The organism is Streptosporangium sp. NPDC005286, from assembly GCF_040607515.1.
In the GTDB taxonomy this organism is placed as follows: Bacteria; Actinomycetota; Actinomycetes; order Streptosporangiales; family Streptosporangiaceae; genus Streptosporangium.
This window is the reverse complement of record NZ_JBEXGU010000053.1, coordinates 1-15,877: the sequence shown is the minus strand read 5'-3', so window position 1 is coordinate 15,877 and position 15,877 is coordinate 1. Positions and strand designations below refer to the sequence as shown.

Annotated in this window: 14 protein-coding genes; 6 read left to right on the top strand and 8 right to left on the bottom strand. The window is 68.8% G+C overall.

The genetic code is table 11. The features are described 5' to 3' along the window. Window positions 1–20: 20 nt before the first annotated feature. The 3 genes from ABZU75_RS20660 to ABZU75_RS20650 form a co-directional block, all read right to left on the bottom strand. Window positions 21–1,217: an ABC transporter substrate-binding protein gene (locus tag ABZU75_RS20660; RefSeq protein WP_355556390.1), complete on the bottom strand. Its 1,197-nt coding sequence runs from the start codon at window positions 1,215–1,217 to the stop codon at window positions 21–23. Further along, window positions 1,214–2,017: an enoyl-CoA hydratase/isomerase family protein gene (locus ABZU75_RS20655; protein ID WP_355556387.1), complete on the bottom strand. Its 804-nt coding sequence runs from the start codon at window positions 2,015–2,017 to the stop codon at window positions 1,214–1,216. Before ABZU75_RS20655 ends, ABZU75_RS20660 begins: the two co-directional genes overlap by 4 nt. 62 nt (window positions 2,018–2,079) lie before the next feature. Next, a complete protein-coding gene (locus ABZU75_RS20650) occupies window positions 2,080–3,585 on the bottom strand; it encodes a class I adenylate-forming enzyme family protein (protein WP_355556384.1) in 1,506 nt (501 codons plus the stop codon). A 125-nt stretch (window positions 3,586–3,710) separates the two neighbouring features. Between ABZU75_RS20650 and ABZU75_RS20645 the strand changes: the two genes are divergently transcribed. The 4 genes from ABZU75_RS20645 to ABZU75_RS20630 are packed head-to-tail and all read left to right on the top strand — an operon-like array spanning window position 3,711 to window position 7,456. Beyond that, entirely contained in the window at window positions 3,711–4,529 is an 819-nt protein-coding gene (locus tag ABZU75_RS20645; RefSeq protein WP_355556381.1) for a GntR family transcriptional regulator, read from the top strand. 49 nt (window positions 4,530–4,578) lie between these two features. Continuing rightward, window positions 4,579–5,397 (top strand): enoyl-CoA hydratase/isomerase family protein, encoded by an 819-nt coding sequence (locus ABZU75_RS20640; protein ID WP_355556378.1) that lies wholly within the window; start codon window positions 4,579–4,581, stop codon window positions 5,395–5,397. Beyond that, window positions 5,394–6,476 (top strand): CoA transferase, encoded by a 1,083-nt coding sequence (locus ABZU75_RS20635; protein WP_355556375.1) that lies wholly within the window; start codon window positions 5,394–5,396, stop codon window positions 6,474–6,476. The genes ABZU75_RS20640 and ABZU75_RS20635 overlap by 4 nt, the downstream gene beginning before the upstream one ends. Continuing rightward, entirely contained in the window at window positions 6,473–7,456 is a 984-nt protein-coding gene (locus ABZU75_RS20630) for an LLM class flavin-dependent oxidoreductase (RefSeq protein WP_355556372.1), read from the top strand. The genes ABZU75_RS20635 and ABZU75_RS20630 overlap by 4 nt, the downstream gene beginning before the upstream one ends. 22 nt (window positions 7,457–7,478) lie before the next feature. On the opposite strand, the gene ABZU75_RS20625 is transcribed toward ABZU75_RS20630, so the two are convergent. Next, the gene (locus ABZU75_RS20625; protein ID WP_355556369.1) at window positions 7,479–8,606 is read right to left on the bottom strand and encodes a CaiB/BaiF CoA-transferase family protein; all 1,128 of its coding nucleotides are present in this window, start codon (window positions 8,604–8,606) and stop codon (window positions 7,479–7,481) included. Next, window positions 8,603–9,217 carry a TetR/AcrR family transcriptional regulator gene (locus ABZU75_RS20620; RefSeq protein ID WP_355556366.1) on the bottom strand — a complete coding sequence of 205 codons (615 nt, stop codon included), beginning with the start codon at window positions 9,215–9,217 and terminating at the stop codon, window positions 8,603–8,605. The genes ABZU75_RS20625 and ABZU75_RS20620 overlap by 4 nt, the downstream gene beginning before the upstream one ends. Before the next feature lie 70 nt (window positions 9,218–9,287). Here ABZU75_RS20620 and ABZU75_RS20615 point away from each other — a divergent pair, with 70 nt between their 5' ends. Further along, a complete protein-coding gene (locus ABZU75_RS20615; RefSeq protein ID WP_355556363.1) occupies window positions 9,288–10,469 on the top strand; it encodes an acyl-CoA dehydrogenase family protein in 1,182 nt (393 codons plus the stop codon). Between the two features lie 510 nt (window positions 10,470–10,979). Here ABZU75_RS20615 and ABZU75_RS20610 read toward each other — a convergent pair. Continuing rightward, window positions 10,980–12,080, bottom strand: coding sequence for a histidine kinase (locus ABZU75_RS20610; RefSeq protein ID WP_355556360.1), 1,101 nt, complete (start codon window positions 12,078–12,080; stop codon window positions 10,980–10,982). A 133-nt stretch (window positions 12,081–12,213) separates the two neighbouring features. Between ABZU75_RS20610 and ABZU75_RS20605 the strand changes: the two genes are divergently transcribed. Continuing rightward, on the top strand, window positions 12,214–12,702 hold the full coding sequence (locus ABZU75_RS20605; protein ID WP_355556357.1) for a hypothetical protein: 489 nt from the start codon (window positions 12,214–12,216) through the stop codon (window positions 12,700–12,702). Between the two features lie 189 nt (window positions 12,703–12,891). Here the strand turns inward: ABZU75_RS20605 and ABZU75_RS20600 are convergent, their stop codons facing one another. Both ABZU75_RS20600 and ABZU75_RS20595 read right to left on the bottom strand, forming a co-directional pair. Beyond that, entirely contained in the window at window positions 12,892–14,571 is a 1,680-nt protein-coding gene (locus tag ABZU75_RS20600) for a carboxymuconolactone decarboxylase family protein (protein WP_355556354.1), read from the bottom strand. A 13-nt stretch (window positions 14,572–14,584) separates the two neighbouring features. Then, window positions 14,585–15,877: acyltransferase domain-containing protein (locus ABZU75_RS20595; RefSeq protein WP_355556351.1), on the bottom strand; the 1,293-nt coding region annotated here is incomplete at its 5' end.

The window sequence follows — 15,877 nt, the reverse complement described above, 5'->3', positions numbered from 1 at the left end:
CCGCGGCGTGGGAAAAACGATCATGAGACGGCCTTGACCCAGTCCGTCAGCGGCTTGGCCTGGTCGACGCTCTGGTCCCAGGTGAAGAAGCGCACGGTCTTCACCAGCTCGTGGCTCTCGGCGCTCACCTGGAGCGGCCCGGAAAGGCCGTTCGTGTCGATCTCGCCGAGCTTCTCCAGGGCGTCCCGGAAGCTCTGCCCGGTCGAACATTCCGCGCCGCAGGCCTGGAGGGTCTTCTCCAGCAGAGAACCGGCGACCCAGCCCTGCGTGAAGTACGGGTTGGTCATGTTCTTCGCCTCGCCGGCCTTGGTCGCCGCCGCCTTCATCGCGTCGACGGCGGGAATCCCGCTCTCGGTCGGGCTCGCGTAGGTACGGAACGCCGCGTACTTGTCGCCGAGCTGCTTCAGGGTGGCGTCAGCCGAGCCGGCCCACTGGTTCACCACGAGCACGTCGACGCCCTGCGCGCGCAGACCGCGCACCGCGACGAGTGATCCGGCGTCGTTGTGACTCATCAGGACGTAGTCGGGACGGCTTGCCTTGATCTCGGACGCCTGCGCGGTCACGTCGGTGGGTGCGACGGGCATGTACTGGACTGTCGCGACCTCCCAGCCACGACCGGTGATGTCCTGGGTCGCGAGTTTCACCATGTCGCGGTTGGAGGGCGTGTCGACGGAGAAGACGGCGATTCGCGGCTTCTCGATCCCGTCCTCCTGCGCGCGCGTGGCGAGGTAGTTCAGGATGGCCGACTCCAGGCGCTCCGCCCTGAGCTCGTAGGAGAAGTAGTAGGACTGGATCGGGTCGAAGAGGCTGGCCGGCCCGCCCAGGCCGACGATCGGCATGTGGTTCTGGGTGGCCAGGGGCAGGGTGGCCAGGCTGAGGTTGGAGAGGATGAAGCCGAACGTGGCCAGCCGCTTCTCGGACACGAACTGCTGGACGTTGGCCCGGCCCTTGGCGACGTCGGAGCCGTCGTCGAGGACCTTGAGGTCGATCTTCTTGCCGTTCACCCCGCCCCGGCTGTTGAGGTCGGCGACGTAGGCCTGGAATCCGGCCGCTGCCGGCTTGCCGTTGAAGGAGATCGCGCCGGACAGGTCCATGGACATCCCGATGGGGTAGTCACCGGACGAGGATTCGGCTGCGCCGCCGCAACCCGCCAGAATCATCGCCGCCGCGAGGCCGCCTACCACCGCGGCAGCGGTCCTCGTCTTCTTGTGAATCACTGGTCGATCCCTTCATCACCTTGTGGAACTTGTGGGACATCCGGCTTCACTCTCGCCCCGAACCTTTGGAGATGAAGTCGTGCTTCCTCGCTCAGGAGCGAGTCGTAGGCATCACTCATGGACGGCAGTGGCATCGCCTCGTTGAAGATCGACTTCAGCTTCGCGATGGCCGCCTGCGAGGATTCCTTGAGCTGGCCGAGGAGGGTGCGAACCCGGCCGTCCAGGTCGCCGGCGTCCTCGGCGACCTCGGACAGCAGTCCGGCACGCATGGCCTCCTCGGCCGTGAACGGCGCACCCGTGTACATCCAGCGACGTAGCACGGCGTCCGGAACCCGCCCCCGGAGCAGGCGCGGGAGGTGCCCGTCCACGATCCCCACCCGGGCTTCCGGGATGGCGAAGGTGGACGTCGCGGTCGCCAGGCGCAGGTCGCACATCATGGCCAGGGTGAGACCGCCGCCCATGCACAGGCCGTCGATGACCGCGATGGTCGGCTTCGGAACCTGCCGCAGCGCCTCGAACGGCAGATCGTCCTCGTAGGACAGGATCGCCGCGGGGTTCGCGGACGCGAGCAACGCCAGCATCTCCTTGAGGTCGCCCCCTACGGCGAAGGCTCCTGCCGACCCCTGGACGACGAGGGCGTCGATCGACGTGTCGGTGCGCACGGCGCGAGCCACGTCGCGCACCGCCGCGTACATCTCGCGGTTGAGGGCGTTCTTCGCCCGCGGGCGGTCGAGCGTCAGCCACGCGACACGATCCGCCACCTCGACATGGACGAAGGTCGACGACGGCCTGGATATCACGATGCGACTCCCCTGGCTTGTGAGGTTGGTGACGGCTATCTAAGCTATCTTTTAGAAGATAGTCAACGGTTGGTGGTGAAGCAGCCGGGCCCGCAGACCGGGTGCGCGGGGCCGAGCAGGTCGCGCTCCACCTTGCCGGTCACGCCTCTGGGGAACTCCTCCGCCGTCAGGACGTGCACCGCCTGAGGGCGTTCGAAGCGGGCCAGCGTCGCCGTCGCGGCCTCCACCACCTCGGGTACGTCGGCCGGATTCGCCAATGCCACGTAAGCCGCAGGCACCTGCCCGAACCGCGGGTGCGGAGCCGGTACGACGGTCGCCTCGACAATGGCGGCATGGCTCAGCAGGGCTCGCTCGATCGTGGCGGGGTACACGTTCTCGCCGCCGCACTTGAACATGCGTCCGCGCCGCTCCACGAAGGCGAGCGCGCCGCCGTCCCCGCTCCGGACCAGGTCGCCGGTCCTGAACCAGCCGTCGGTGAACTCCGCCCTCGACAGGCCGCCGGCCGACCAGTATCCGCTGAACAGCGTCGGACCGCGCAGCCACAGCTCACCGGCCGAGCCGGGGTCGACGTCCCTGCCGTCGGCGTCCACCACCCGGTGCTGGCAGAACAGCGTTGGACGCTTGTCGAGAAGTGGCCGGTCCCCGGCCCAGGTGACCGCCGAAGCGCCGGGGACCAGGCCCGCTTCGGTACTTCCGAAGGTGTTCAGGTAGGGCGCGCCCAACCGGCGCTCGGCTTCACGGAGCTGTTCGGCGGGGACCAGGTCCGCCATCGCGCCCGCGCATCTGAGCGAGCGGGGGCGCCGGTCCCCCAGCGCGCCGAGCACCTCGTCGATCACGCCGGGAATCAGGAAGAGCCAGCCCACCTCGCGGTTGACCAGCTCATTCGCGATGACTTCCGCGTCGAAGCGTTCCAGGAGTACGAAAGTGCCGCCCAGGACGAGGGTGGCGTACAGGTAGTCGGACGAGGAGATGTGGAAGAGCGGCGCCCAGCCGATGAAGGCGTCGGAGGGCTGGACGCCCAGTTCGGCGTGGAGCACCAGCGCGCGGGACACCATCGCGTGCTGGGAGATCGCCACCCCCTTGGGCCGCCCGGTCGATCCGCTGGTGGACATGATGGCGATCAAGTCGGTGCCGCGGACCGCGTGCGGGTCGATCCCGTCGCCGGGGCCGAGCCCCAGCCACCGGGGGTCCCCGTCATCCAGGTCCACCACCGGCACGTCCGTGGCGGCCCGCGCCACCTCGGCGAACGCGCCGATCGCGAAGACCGCCTTCGGCGCGAGGTCCGCCACCACCGCCGTGGCCGCCTCGGCCGAGAGCCGCCAGTTCACCGGCGCGACGGCGACGCCGGCCGTGCCCGCGGCCACCATGAGCAGCGCCACTTCGAGCCGGTTCGGCGCGAGCACCGCCACCCGATCGCCGCGCTCGACCCCGAGTTCGCGAAGCGCCCGGCCCACCACCTCGGCGCGGTGGTAGAGCTCACGGTAGGAGAGCCGTACCTCGGAGATGGCGAGTGCCGGCTGGTCGGGGCGCTCGCGGGAGCGTTGCCAGAACGCGTGCGCGAAGGTCATCGGAGTGCAACCTTCAGTCGTCATCATCGTCTCCTGACTGGTCAGCTACAAACAGCAATCTGTGTTATCTTTGTACAGTAAGTTTCCGTGACGGTGGAAGACTGAGGAAAGCCGAAGGAGGCTGCGTGAGCAGCGACTCCGACCTGGTCCGGCAGACTGCCGGAACCCTTCCGCAGATGGCACAGCCCGCCATCGCGGAGATGGTGGCGGATGCGATCCGGAACAGGATCATCAGCGGGGAACTGCCGGAGGGCTCGCTCCTGCCGAGGCAGGAGGAGATGATGCGCGAGCTCAACGTGAGCCGGCCGTCCTACCGGGAGGCGCTGCGCATCCTGGAGGCCGAAGGGCTCGTGTCGGTGCGTCGTGGGAACCAGGGCGGGGCGGTGGTTCACGCGCCCTCCCAGATCGGCACCACCTACAGCCTGGGACTTCTGCTCCGCTTCAACGAGGTCACCGTCGGCGACCTGGCCGACGCCATCAGCGAGATCGAGCCACTCTGCGCCGGCGTCGCGGCGTCCCGCCCCGACCGGCACCACGAGGTCGTCCCGCAGCTCAACGACCTGGTGGACAAGCAGGAACGCGCGCTCGGTGTCGCCCACCAGTTCACCCTCGTGGGCCGGGAGTTCCACGAGACGCTCGTCCAGCTGTGCGGCAACGCGACGCTCACGTTGACGGCCGGAGCCCTGGCGGGCCTCTGGTCGACCCAGGAGCTGGAGTGGGCCGACGTCGTCGCCATCACCTCCAGTTACCCCGCGCTGGAGCAGCAGCGTCGCGTGCTCCAGACGCACCGCATGATCATCGCGGCCATCGCGGCAGGCGACCGGCACCAGGCGACGACGCTGATGCGCGCCCACTCCCTGGCGTTGCACCACCACGTCCTGGAGGAGCGGCGGGACCTTCCGGTCACGCCCCTGACGCACTCCAGGGCGGCCGGCGGCCGGTGACCGGTCCGTACCACCCAGAATCACCCCAGAGAATCACCCAGGAGTTCCCATGCCTGTGCCGTTCGGTGACCTGCCCGAGGATGCCGATGCCGATCTGCTGTTCGACGTCGCCGACGGCATCGCGCGCATCACCCTGAACCGTCCCACCCGGGGCAACTCGATCACCGTGTCGATGTTCCCGAGCTTCCGCGCCGTCTGGGAGGAGGTGCGGATGAACAACGACATCCGTTGCGTGATCATCACGGGCGCGGGCGGCAGACACTTCTGCACCGGGGTCGACGTCGACTCCGTCGCGGAGAGCGGGCAGGTCGCCATGGGCAGCGGCAACATCACCGACGAACTGCACTTCACCTCCCGCCAGAACCGGGTGTGGAAGCCCGTCATCTGCGCGGTCAACGGGTTGGTGGCGGGCGCCGGCCTCCACTTCGTCGTGGACAGCGACATCGTGGTCGCCGTCGAGCACGCGGAGTTCCTCGACAGCCACGTGAACGTGGGGCAGGTGGGGGGCATCGAGAACACCGGCCTGGCCAGGCGGCTCCCACTCGGCACTGCCCTCCGCATGACGCTCCAGGGACGTAACTTCCGGCTGCCCGCGGCACGGGCGTATCAGCTCGGTCTGGTCGACGAGCTGACCGCGCCCGATCAGCTCATGGAGACGGCGCTGCAGATCGCCCGGGACATCGCCGCCAACTCGCCACAGGCTGTGTCCCTCTCCCAGCAGGCCGTGTGGGCGTCGACCGAGATGCCCTATTCGCAGGCCGCCGAGTACGGCTGGTCGCTGGTGCGGTCCCATTGGTCGCATCCGGATTTCATCGAGGGCCCCCGCGCGTTCGCCGAGCGCCGTGAGCCTCGGTGGACAGTCGGATGAGTTCCGGACCTCTGGCGGGGATCGCTGTCGTCAGCCTGGCCGAGCAGTACCCCGGGCCCTTCGCCACCATGGTGCTGGCCGACCTCGGCGCGCAGGTGACCATGGTCGAGCGGCCGACCGGTGACCCCACCCGGCGTCATCCGGCCCTCTTCCGCGCGTTGAACCGCAACAAGCGGTCCATCGCGCTCGATCTCAAGACGGTGCCGGGGCAGGCGGCCCTCCGGTCCATGCTGGCCGACGCCGATGTCCTGATCGAGGGCTTCCGGCCCGGCGTTCTGGAACGGCTGGGCCTCTCCCCGGAGCGGCTTCGGCTGGATTTCCCGGACCTGGTGGTCGTGTCGGTGTCGAGCTACGGCCAGAGCGGGCCGGATCGTGAATTCGGCAGCCACGACCTCACCGTGCAGGGGCGGGCAGGGTTGCTGGACGGGGCTCAGGACGGCGCCGGCGTGGTTCCGACCGCCGATCTCGTGGCGGGAGCCTTCGCCGTCATCGGGGTGCTGAGTGGCCTGCTCGCACGTCAGGCTCGCGGTGGGTCGCACGTCGATGTCTCCATGCTCGACTGCCTGGTGGCCTGGCAGGCGGTACGGATGGGGGGACACCTGGAGGGCGACGAGACCACAGGTTATCCGCCTCGGGAACCGGCGTACGGGATGTTCCGGTGCGGGGACGGTGGTGCAGTGACGCTCGCGATCGCCGGGGAGGACCGGCAGTGGGCCGCACTCTGCGACGAGCTGGGGCTGGGTGACCTGGGCGGCCTCTCCACCGACGAACGGGAGAGTCGCGCCGACCGGTTGCGAACGCTCCTGTCCCACGCGCTCGCCGCGCGGCAGTCCGGTGATGTCATCGGCCGGCTGGAGCGACGGGGTGTCAGCTGCGGCCACGTTCGCCGTGTCCCGGACGTGCTCGACGACCCGCAGGTCAAGGCACGCCGGCTGCTGCTAGACCTCTCATCAGGTCACCGGTCCGTCCGGCAACCGCTGCTCTTCGACGGCCAGGCCATCACGGCGTGTCCCGATGCCCCGGCGCTGGGCGAGCACAACGAGCTCTATGGCCTCGATCCGGTTCAGGCGAACCGATGACGACCGTGGGAACGACCTCGACGCTTTCCTCCTCGCCGCGCAGGGCCTGCGCGGTGGGGATCGCGATACAGCCGGACCTGCTCACCGCGCCCGCCACCGATCTCGCACTGTTCGCTCAGTCCGTCCACGACGCCGGCCTTGACCATGTGTCGGTGGGTGATCACGTCAGCTATCGGGGAGGCCAGGGTATCGATGGTCTCGTCGCGGCGACGGCACTCTTGACGGCCGGACCCGAGCTCCACGTGGTCGTCGGCGCCTTCCAGCTGGCGCTGCGGCACCCGCTTGTTGCCGCTCGGCAGCTCGCCACTGTGACCTCGTTCGCACCTGGACGTCTCGTCCTCGCCGTCGGGGCCGGCGGCGACGACCCCAGGGAGGTCTCCAACTGCGGCGTCGATCCCCGAAGCCGCGGAAAGCGCCTCAACGAGAGTCTCGACGTGCTGACCCGGCTCATGCGCGGCGAGGTGGTCGACCACCACGGCGCCCACTTCGACCTGGAGCAGGCGTCGATCGCGACGACGGCTCCCGCTCCGCCCCTGGTGGTCGCCGGGTCCGGGGAGGCGGCCATCGAGCGCGCGGCCGCCTACGGGTCCGGCTGGCTGGGATTGCTGTGCACGCCTCGTCGGTATCGCGAGACACGTCGGGAGATCGTCCGGCGTACGGCGGCCTTGGGCCGTCCTGCTCCGGACTGGTTCGGGCTCAATGTCTGGTGCGCGTCCGCAGGCCAGTCCAGGCAAGAACTGGAGTCGAGCCTCGGTCGTTGGTTCGGCCCTGCGGCCCCTCGCCTGCTCCACCTGTGTGGCGTGGGCGAGGAGTCCCAGATCGCCGCATGGCTGGCGGACTACGTCGCCGCCGGCGCGACCCGGCTGAGTATTTCGGTTCCGGCAGCCGAGGCGGTCGAGGCCGTCGAACGGGTCGCCAGACTCGCCGAACTGCTGGCCGAGCAGGTCGAGGACGCTGTCGCGCATCCGGACTCGAACTAGGAACCGGTCGAAGTCCTCGGGCTCAGCGCACCGGCTGCGCCCACCGCCCGAGGATCTCCGCCGCGGTCAGCGCCCGGCCGTCGACCCGCGCCGGCGGCGCGTTGGGAGTTCTGGAGAACCTCGGCGCGGGCGCCGACTGAACCACACCGTCCACCTCGAGGTACGTGCCGCGTGCCGCCAGATGTGGATGCTCGGCCGCCTCGGCGAAGGTGAGCACGGGTGTGACGCACGCTTCGGTGCCCGCGAAACGCGCGGCCCACTCCTCGCGCGTGCGAGTCGCGAACATGGCCGTGAAGCGCCTTCTCATCTCCGGCCAGCACTCCCGGTCGTTCTGCTCCCCGAGTTCGTTCGCGTCGATGCCCAGCCCGTCCAGCAGTGCCGAGAAGAACTGGGGTTCCAGCGCACCCACCGCTATATACCGCTGGTCAGCGCACGCGTAGGTGTCGTAGAACGGGGCACCGCCGTCAAGCAGATTGCTCTGCCGCTGATCGCGCCACTCTCCCATGCCGCGAAGTGCCATGGTCATCTGGCTCAGCAGCGCGGTCCCGTCGACCATCGCGGCATCGACTACCTGCCCCCTTCCCGACAGCGCGCGTTCCCAGAGCGCGGCCAGCACGCCGACCAGCAGCAGCATGGATCCGCCGCCGAAGTCGCCGACGACGTTGAGCGGGGGAGCCGGCGCCTGGCCGGCTCGGCCCATGGCGTGCAGCGCGCCGGTCAGCCCGATGTAGTTGATGTCGTGTCCGACCTCCCGGGACCATGGCCCGTCCTGACCCCATCCCGTGATCCGCCCGAAGACCAGCCGGGGGTTGCGCTCCAGGCACTCCTCCGGCCCGACTCCGAGCCGCTCCACCACTCCGGGCCGCAAGCCCTCGATCATGACGTCGGCGCGCTCCGCGAGAGCCAGGATGAGAGCTCGCCCTTCCGGCTCCTTCAGGTCGACGGTGATCGAGTGCCGGCCGCGCAGCACGACATCGGTTTCGCCGGGGTTCCCGAGTTGCAGCGCCCGTCCCTTCGGCCGTTCCACCCGGACCACGTCTGCGCCGAGATCCGCGAGCACCATGGCCGCGTGCGGAGCCGGCCCCAGCCCGGCGAGTTCCAGGACGCGCAGGCCCGTCAGCGGACCGCCCCTGCCGGCATCAGTGGTCACGGTGTTGTCCTCCGCACGTTGGTCGGCTCCTTCGGATCGGCCGTCAGGCTGGTCATGACCAGGTCGGCGAGTTGGCGGTACGCTTCGGCGGCGTCGAGCCCGGTGGTCGCCTGGATCGTCCCGCGCTGGATCGCGCCCATGACCTGGGCCGCGGCGGCCCCCACGAACGACGCGTGAACCGGGCGCAGCGCTCCGGCCTTCACCCCCTCGGTCACGAGGGCCTGGACCCGCCGAGCCGCGTACTGAGTGTTCTCCTGGTACACGTCGTTGGCCGGACCGAAGTCGGCCACATCCGCGAAGAACCTGGCCGAGGCCGGCTGAAGTTCCGCGGCGACGGCCTCCAGGTAGATCGCCAGCCGCCTCGCCGGATCATCGGAGGCCGCGACCCGGGCCTCGATATGTTCCGCCGCGGTCTTGAAGAACGAGCGCACGGCCGCGACAACGATCTGCTCCTTGCTTGGCGCCACGGCGTACAAGGTGGTTCTCGAACACCGCAACCGTTCCGCCAGATCTCCAATGTTGAACGAAGAGAATCCCTCGGTCAGGAACAGCTCCCGGAGCTGAACCAGCATCTCCTCGCGGCGCGCGCGAGCCTTCCCTGGAAGTGGCATGACGCCGACCCTATGACAGAGTACCAGACCTGATACCGTGGTACTCATTCTGGTTCTCGGAGGATTGCCCATGCCCGCATCACGTGTCATGCCCACCGGCGAGAGCGCCGACCTGATCAACCTCGTCCGGGACCTCGCCGGCAAGGAACTCGCGCCCCGGGCCGCCCGGGCCGAGGCCGACGAGGAGTTCCCGCGCGAGGTCTTCAGGACCCTCGGCGCGGTCGGCCTCCTCGGCCTCCCCTACCCCGAGGAGTGCGGCGGCGGAGGCCAGCCGTACGAGGTGTACCTGCAGGTCCTTGAGGAGATCGCGGCGATCTGGTCGAGCATCGGCGTCGGCGCCAGCGTGCATACCCTGGCGTGCTTCGGGCTCGTCGACTTCGGCACGGAAGAGCAGCGGCGGGCGTGGCTGCCCGACATGCTCGGCGGCGACCTCCTCGGCGCGTACTGCCTGAGCGAGTCGCACGCGGGCTCTGATCCCGCCGCCATGAGGACCCGCGCCGTCCGGGACGGGGACGACTACGTGCTCGACGGCGCGAAGGCATGGACGACCCACGGTGGGCATGCCGACTTCTACCAGGTGATGGCGCGGACCTCGGACGATCGCAAGGGCATCTCCTGCTTCCTGGTCCCGGCCGACGCGGAAGGCCTGAGCGCGGACCCGCCCGAGCGCAAGATGGGCCTGACCGGATCCGCGACCGCCACCATGCGGCTGGACCACGTCCGTGTTCCCGCCTGGCGCAGGATCGGCGAGGAGGGTGATGGCCTCAAGATCGCACTGGCCGGCCTCGACTCCGGCCGGCTGGGCATCGCGGCGGTCGCCACCGGCCTGGCCCAAGGGGCACTCGACCAGGCCGTGGAGTACGCGAAGGAGCGGGAGACCTTCGGAAAACCGATCATCGAGCACCAGGGCCTCGCGTTCCTGCTCGCCGACATGGAGGCGGCCGTCCAGAGCTCCCGCGCGATGACGCTGCACGCCGCGCGTCTGAAGGATCAGGGGCGCCCGTTCAGCCGGGAGGCGTCCATCGCCAAGATGGTCGCCACCGACAACGCCATGAAGGTGACGACCGACGCCGTGCAGGTCCTCGGTGGCTACGGCTACACCCGAGACTTCCCGGTCGAGCGCTACATGCGCGAGGCGAAGGTCATGCAGATCTTCGAGGGGACCAACCAGATCCAGCGCCTGGTCATCGGCCGCGCGCTCGCCGGGAACACCGGCGGAACGATCACCACCTACAGCAAGGAGCAGGACTGATGGAAGTACGCCCGGCTCGCGCTGGCGATCATCCATCACGACTGTCTCAACGGTGAAGTGACCCGCATGGACGGCACCCTCCGGATGGCGCCTCGCTAACGACCGGCCCCATCTGAAGGAGCAACCGTGAACAGAGACACGGTCGTCGTCAAAGCAGTTCGCACGCCGATCGGGAAGCGCGGCGGAAGCCTCTCCTCCGTCCACCCCGCCGATCTCTCCGCTGTGGTGTTGAGTTGAAGCGATCTATGCCGCCACCAACCGCCGGCCCAGCTCCCGCGCCGTGCGCGCTGGGGAACTCAAAGCCCACATCAGCCGGGTCCATCGGGACAACTACGGTGTCCACAGGATCCGGAAGGTCTGGCGGCAGTTGCATCGCGAGCACATCGTGGTGGCCCGCTGCACCATCGTCCGCCTGACAGGTGAGCTAATTGTGGGCGTCTTCGCCGGTGCTCAGCCCGGAGCGGTGGGCGATGACGGCCAGTGCCGTGCGGTCCCGGGCATCGAGCTTGGTCAGGATCCGGCTGTCAGGGTGCCGCCAAGCGCCTCGGCTCGCTCGCGCATCCCGGCGATCCCGTGCCCGTGCCCGGTATCACCGCCCGGGTCCGCACCGTCATCGGTCACCGACACGTGAAGCAGGGTGCCGTCGTCGTACGCGGTGACGCGGGCGCGGGTACCGCGCGAGTGCCTGACGATGTTGGTGACCGCCTCCTGAACGATTCGGAACGCCGCGGCGTCGACCGTCGCGGGCAACTGAGCGGTGACGCGCACGTCGATGTCGATGCTGGTTCCCGCGGCCGCGGCCGTTTCACGAAGTGTGTCGATGCTCGACAGCGAGACGACCGACCTCGGGTTCTCAGCCGGCGCACGGAGCAGGGCGACGGTTCTGCGCAGCTCGCTCATCGTGCGCGTGGCGGTGGACCTGATCAGGTCGAGAGCCGCGCGGGTCTGCGTCTCGTCGTGACCGAGCGACTCGCGGGCGACATCGGCGTGCAGGGAGATGACGGAGGTCGTGTGACCGATCGAGTCGTGCAGATCCCGCGCGATGGCCAGGCGTTCGGCGTGAACGCGCGCGTCCGCTTCCTGCCGATACCGCTGGGCGGTGAGCTCGGCGATCCGCCTCGCTCCCGCCTGTGCGGTCCGTCTCGATCTCAGGCCGTCTCCCAGGGCGATCGCCGCGGCCATGAGCAGGATGTGTCCGGCCAGTTCATAGCCGACGACGAACGAGAAATCCTGGCCCTCGACCAGGCGGAAGAACAGCGAGACCGCGACCACGACGGCAGCGGTGACAACGGCATGGACGAGCCGGCCGAACTCGGCCGCCGAGAACAACGCCGCGGCGACCGGGACGGCGACCCCGACAGCCGGATAGCCGGCGGCGTAGTAGGCGAACAGTCCCAGCGCGCTGACGGCGAGCACGATCACCGGGTAGCGCCGGCGGGCCGGCATCAGCGCGCCAAGACCTACCGCCCACAGGTACGCGATCGCGTCCGGACCGTGCCGTCCTCCCTGGTCGGCGGAGATCACGACCGACACGGTGAGGCTGACGCCCGCACCGATCAGGGCGTCGACGGCCCAGGATGGGAGTCTCCTTCGTGCCCGCTCGTCGACCATGGATCCCACCCTAGGGTGCCCCTCGGCGGCTCCGCGGCCCGCGTGAAGCGACACCGGGGGTCGCCTCTGGACGTACCGGCATCAAGATCGGATACGGATGTGCCGCGCCCATGGCGCTCCCTAGCGTGCGGCCATGACCCATCAGCACACCCCACCACCTCGGCCGCCCGCCCCGAGACGCCCGGTTCTCGGGCTGTCCATGATCGCGGTAATCGGGCTCGCTCTTCTCGCGGCGCCCCGGGTCGTGCTTCACGACCTGGACGTCATCCACGAGGGCACCTTCGTGAACGCCCTGCTCGTCTTCGTACCACCGATGATCTGGATCGGGGTCGCCCTCTGGAAACGAGTGCCCAGCCCCTTCCTCACCCTGCTCGTCGTGGGCCTGTTCTATGGCGTCTTCCTTACCGCGGGACACCAGTTGCTCTGGGACGCCGGCTTCGGCGGCAACCCGCCCGCACTCGGCGGGAACCTGAGCGATCTCAACCCGGCGACGCAGTCCGTCATCCTGCGGCTGTTCGCCGCGATCAGCAGTCTCTTCACCGGCGTCATCGTCGGAGCGATCACCGGCCTGATCGCCTGGGGACTCAGCAGAGTCATCCCTTCAACTTCCAGGGCGTCCTGAGTACCTGCTTCTCCGCGTTCGGGCAGCGGCGCGGGTTTCGCGAGTATCTGGCCGGGCTGCTGCTACCGCGTGAGCGTGACAAGACGCCGACCTGCCTGGCCGGGGCCGAGCCCGTCGTCTGGGCCCGGAATGCGGTGGCGTGGCGGCTGGGGTTCTTCCTGTCGGAGTCGCCATGGGATCGTGAGAGAGTCAACGCCCGGCGTCGTGAGCTGCTGCGGGCCTATCCAGCGACCACACCGCATGCGGGCGGGGTGCCGGCTGTTCGGCTACCGCCGTCTCCCCATCCGGTCCTGACGCAAGGGCGGCCGCCTCCTCGCCTTCCTCGGCCTCTCCGCCACGCTGACCTGCTACCGGAAACTCGCCAAGCTCACCGCGTGAGACATCGTCCAAGGGAGTGGCTCGGCCGTGCTGGGCGGTGCGCCAGCCGGAGGGGATGCGGTAGGGGCCCATCCACGGTTCGAGGGGGACGCCCCAGCTATTCAGCGCGAAGGAGACCTTGTGGTATTCGCCGATCAGGGTGACGAGTTCGATCAGTTCACGTTCGCCGTAGGTTTCCGACAGGGTCTCCCAGGTGTGGTCGGAAACCACTGACTCGGTGTGCAGTTCGTCCACAGCGGTCAGCACCGCCCGCTCGTGCCGGGTCCATGGTCCGAGGGAGATGTCCTGGGAAATGAGGTCGATCTCCTCTCGGGTGAGGCCGACGCTGAGGGCGACAAGGTAGTGGTGATTCCACTGGTAGATCGCCGAACACGCCCACGCGCCGCGCAAGATCGCCAATTCGCGGTGTCGTGGCGGCAGGACGCCGTCGATCACGCCACGGGCGAGGGGCACGCTCTCCTTGTACAGCTTGGTGTGCCGTACAAAGGTGGTGAGAATGTTCGGGATGTTCACACGGTGCAGCTCGAAGATCGAGTTCTCCCCTTCGATGAGGCCCAACGCGTCCAGCGTTTCCTGGTCACGCTCACCGGGGGCGACGGGTGCGATCCGCGGCCGTCGGCGGATGCCCTCGGCGATCTCGGCGGCGGTGGTCAGGACGCCGGTGACCGTGCGGTCGGTGCTGTCGCCCAGGGACTTGTAGACGGTGGCCAAGGTGATCGCCAGGTTCTCCCGGCAGTCCCACTGGTCCCAACGGCCGAGTGGCAGTTCGGCGACGGCTTCCTCGACCGGCATTCCCTTGCGGTAGCGCACTTCCGCCTCGCTGTGCAGGTGCTCGAGATAGTCCCGCAGATCGATGATCCCGGTGATATCGGTGACCGGCCCGTACCCGGGAACCACTACAGTCGGCCGTAGCGCCGCGAGCTGGACGCAAGCCGCACGCCACAGCTCGATCGAGCCCGACCACGACGCGGGATGCACACCGTTGACGACAGCGGCACCTGTGATCAGCACCGCCTCGTCAGGAAGCCACACGATCGTGTCAGCGGTGCTGTAGGCGCGCCCGATGTCCTGAACCTCGACAAGTGTGTGGCCGAGTTTGAGGTCGGCCGCACCGCTGAAGGTTTGATCAGGTGTTAATCGCCGAGCCGCGATTCCGTGTGTGCGCTGGGATCTCCCGAGATAGGCATCGAGTGGAGAACCCCGCTCCACCTCGGCGGCGTCGAGCAGAGGGCACCTGGCGAGTGCCGTCGCCGTCTCCACCGAGGTGAGTGTCGTGGCGTAGTCCGGGATGTGCTGCCCGGAGTCGGTGTCGGTGAGCACCACCACCTTCGCCGCGCCATCGCCGTAACTGAGCAACTGTCTCGTGGCGTCCGCGCTGTCGAGAGTGCCGACGAGCATACCCCCGCTCATGTCACCCCGCACGTACGTCGCGTTGCGAGTGGTTCCGTCATAGGCGATCCACACGGACTCGCTCAGGTGCTCGTAGTACATGTCTACCTACCTCTCACTGCCTTTTGTTCAACACCATGCGTTCGAGCCAGTCCGCCACGCGGCCACCGGTCTCCACAATGTGCTGCTCGAGCATCGACAGATGGTGGCCGGGGCCGTCGATGACGTCGGTCATCCCGGGCAGCGTCGATCGCCAAGTGTCGTCGTGCACGGTGCCCAGCGGCGCAGACGCGCGCACCAGCAGCGAGGGCACTCGCGTCGGCCGAGGACGCCACGACGACAACAGGTCCAAATACCAGGAGGTGGCCGACAACCGGATCCAGTCGAGCCCGTCGACCACCGATTCCCGGGCATGCAACGCCGGCCACAGCCTGGGCCGCAACACCTCAGTGGCTTTCGAGTCGAGCAAATGGGCATCCAGCAGGACAACCGCGTCGACGGCAAGGCCGCGATCGTCAAGCCAGGCGGCGACCTCGTGGGCGAGCAGCCCGCCCGAAGATGTCCCGAGCAGGACAAGCGGACCCGCCACGGTGCGGTCCACGACCGCGGTCGCCAGTTGCTCGATCAACACGGTCCGTGAGCTGGGCAACAGCTCGCCGGCGGTGAACCCGCCAGGCGTGACCACGCTGACATCCCACTGGCCGCCAAGAGCGGTGGCCAGGCCATGGTAGACATGCTCGCCGGTGGTGGGAACGATGGGCGCGACACAGACCAACTGACGCCCGGTTCCACTGTCCCTCAACGGTGTCAGACGGAGGGCCGGCGGCTCGGCCGACTTCTCGCGCACTTCGGCCACCCCGCGCAGCAATGCGTCCGCCTGGTCCAGCAAACCAGCGTCGACCGACTGCCGGTGCAGGCGCGCGATGACGTCCGGCGGGCTCTGTGGCGCGCTTGGCGCAGCGTCCACCGCGACCCCGCGGACGAACAGCTCGGCCGCCGAAAGCACCACCCTGTCCATGCCACCCTCGTCGCGGCGCAAGGTCCCGGCCACCACCGCGGTGACCCCCGCCTCGTCCACCGCCTGCTCGATCCCCAACGTCAGCAGCGGATGCGGGCCGACCTCGACGAACGCCCGATACCGCTCCTCCAGCAACCGCTCGATGGCCGGCGCGAACTCCACCGTGCGCCGCACGTTCTCATACCAGTAGCCGGCATCCAGCTCCGTGCCCTCCAGCCACCGCCCGGTCGCGGTCGACAGCATCGGCACCCGCGCCGCACGCGGCGCCACCTCCGCCAGATCCGATAGCAGATCATCACGGAACCGCTCGACCTGCGGCGAATGCGCGGCGAAGTCCGCACCGGCCAACTGCCAGCGCATCACGCCCTCGGCCGACAACCGCCGCTCCAG

Coding starts and splice junctions, on each gene's coding strand:
- ABZU75_RS20650 (WP_355556384.1), bottom strand. CDS start 3,585: ATGACCTTCGCGCACGCGTTCTGGCAACGCTCCCGCGAGCGCCCCGAC.
- ABZU75_RS20640 (WP_355556378.1), top strand. CDS start 4,579: ATGCCTGTGCCGTTCGGTGACCTGCCCGAGGATGCCGATGCCGATCTG.
- ABZU75_RS20635 (WP_355556375.1), top strand. CDS start 5,394: ATGAGTTCCGGACCTCTGGCGGGGATCGCTGTCGTCAGCCTGGCCGAG.
- ABZU75_RS20630 (WP_355556372.1), top strand. CDS start 6,473: ATGACGACCGTGGGAACGACCTCGACGCTTTCCTCCTCGCCGCGCAGG.
- ABZU75_RS20620 (WP_355556366.1), bottom strand. CDS start 9,217: ATGCCACTTCCAGGGAAGGCTCGCGCGCGCCGCGAGGAGATGCTGGTT.
- ABZU75_RS20615 (WP_355556363.1), top strand. CDS start 9,288: ATGCCCGCATCACGTGTCATGCCCACCGGCGAGAGCGCCGACCTGATC.
- ABZU75_RS20610 (WP_355556360.1), bottom strand. CDS start 12,080: ATGGTCGACGAGCGGGCACGAAGGAGACTCCCATCCTGGGCCGTCGAC.
- ABZU75_RS20605 (WP_355556357.1), top strand. CDS start 12,214: ATGACCCATCAGCACACCCCACCACCTCGGCCGCCCGCCCCGAGACGC.
- ABZU75_RS20600 (WP_355556354.1), bottom strand. CDS start 14,571: ATGTACTACGAGCACCTGAGCGAGTCCGTGTGGATCGCCTATGACGGA.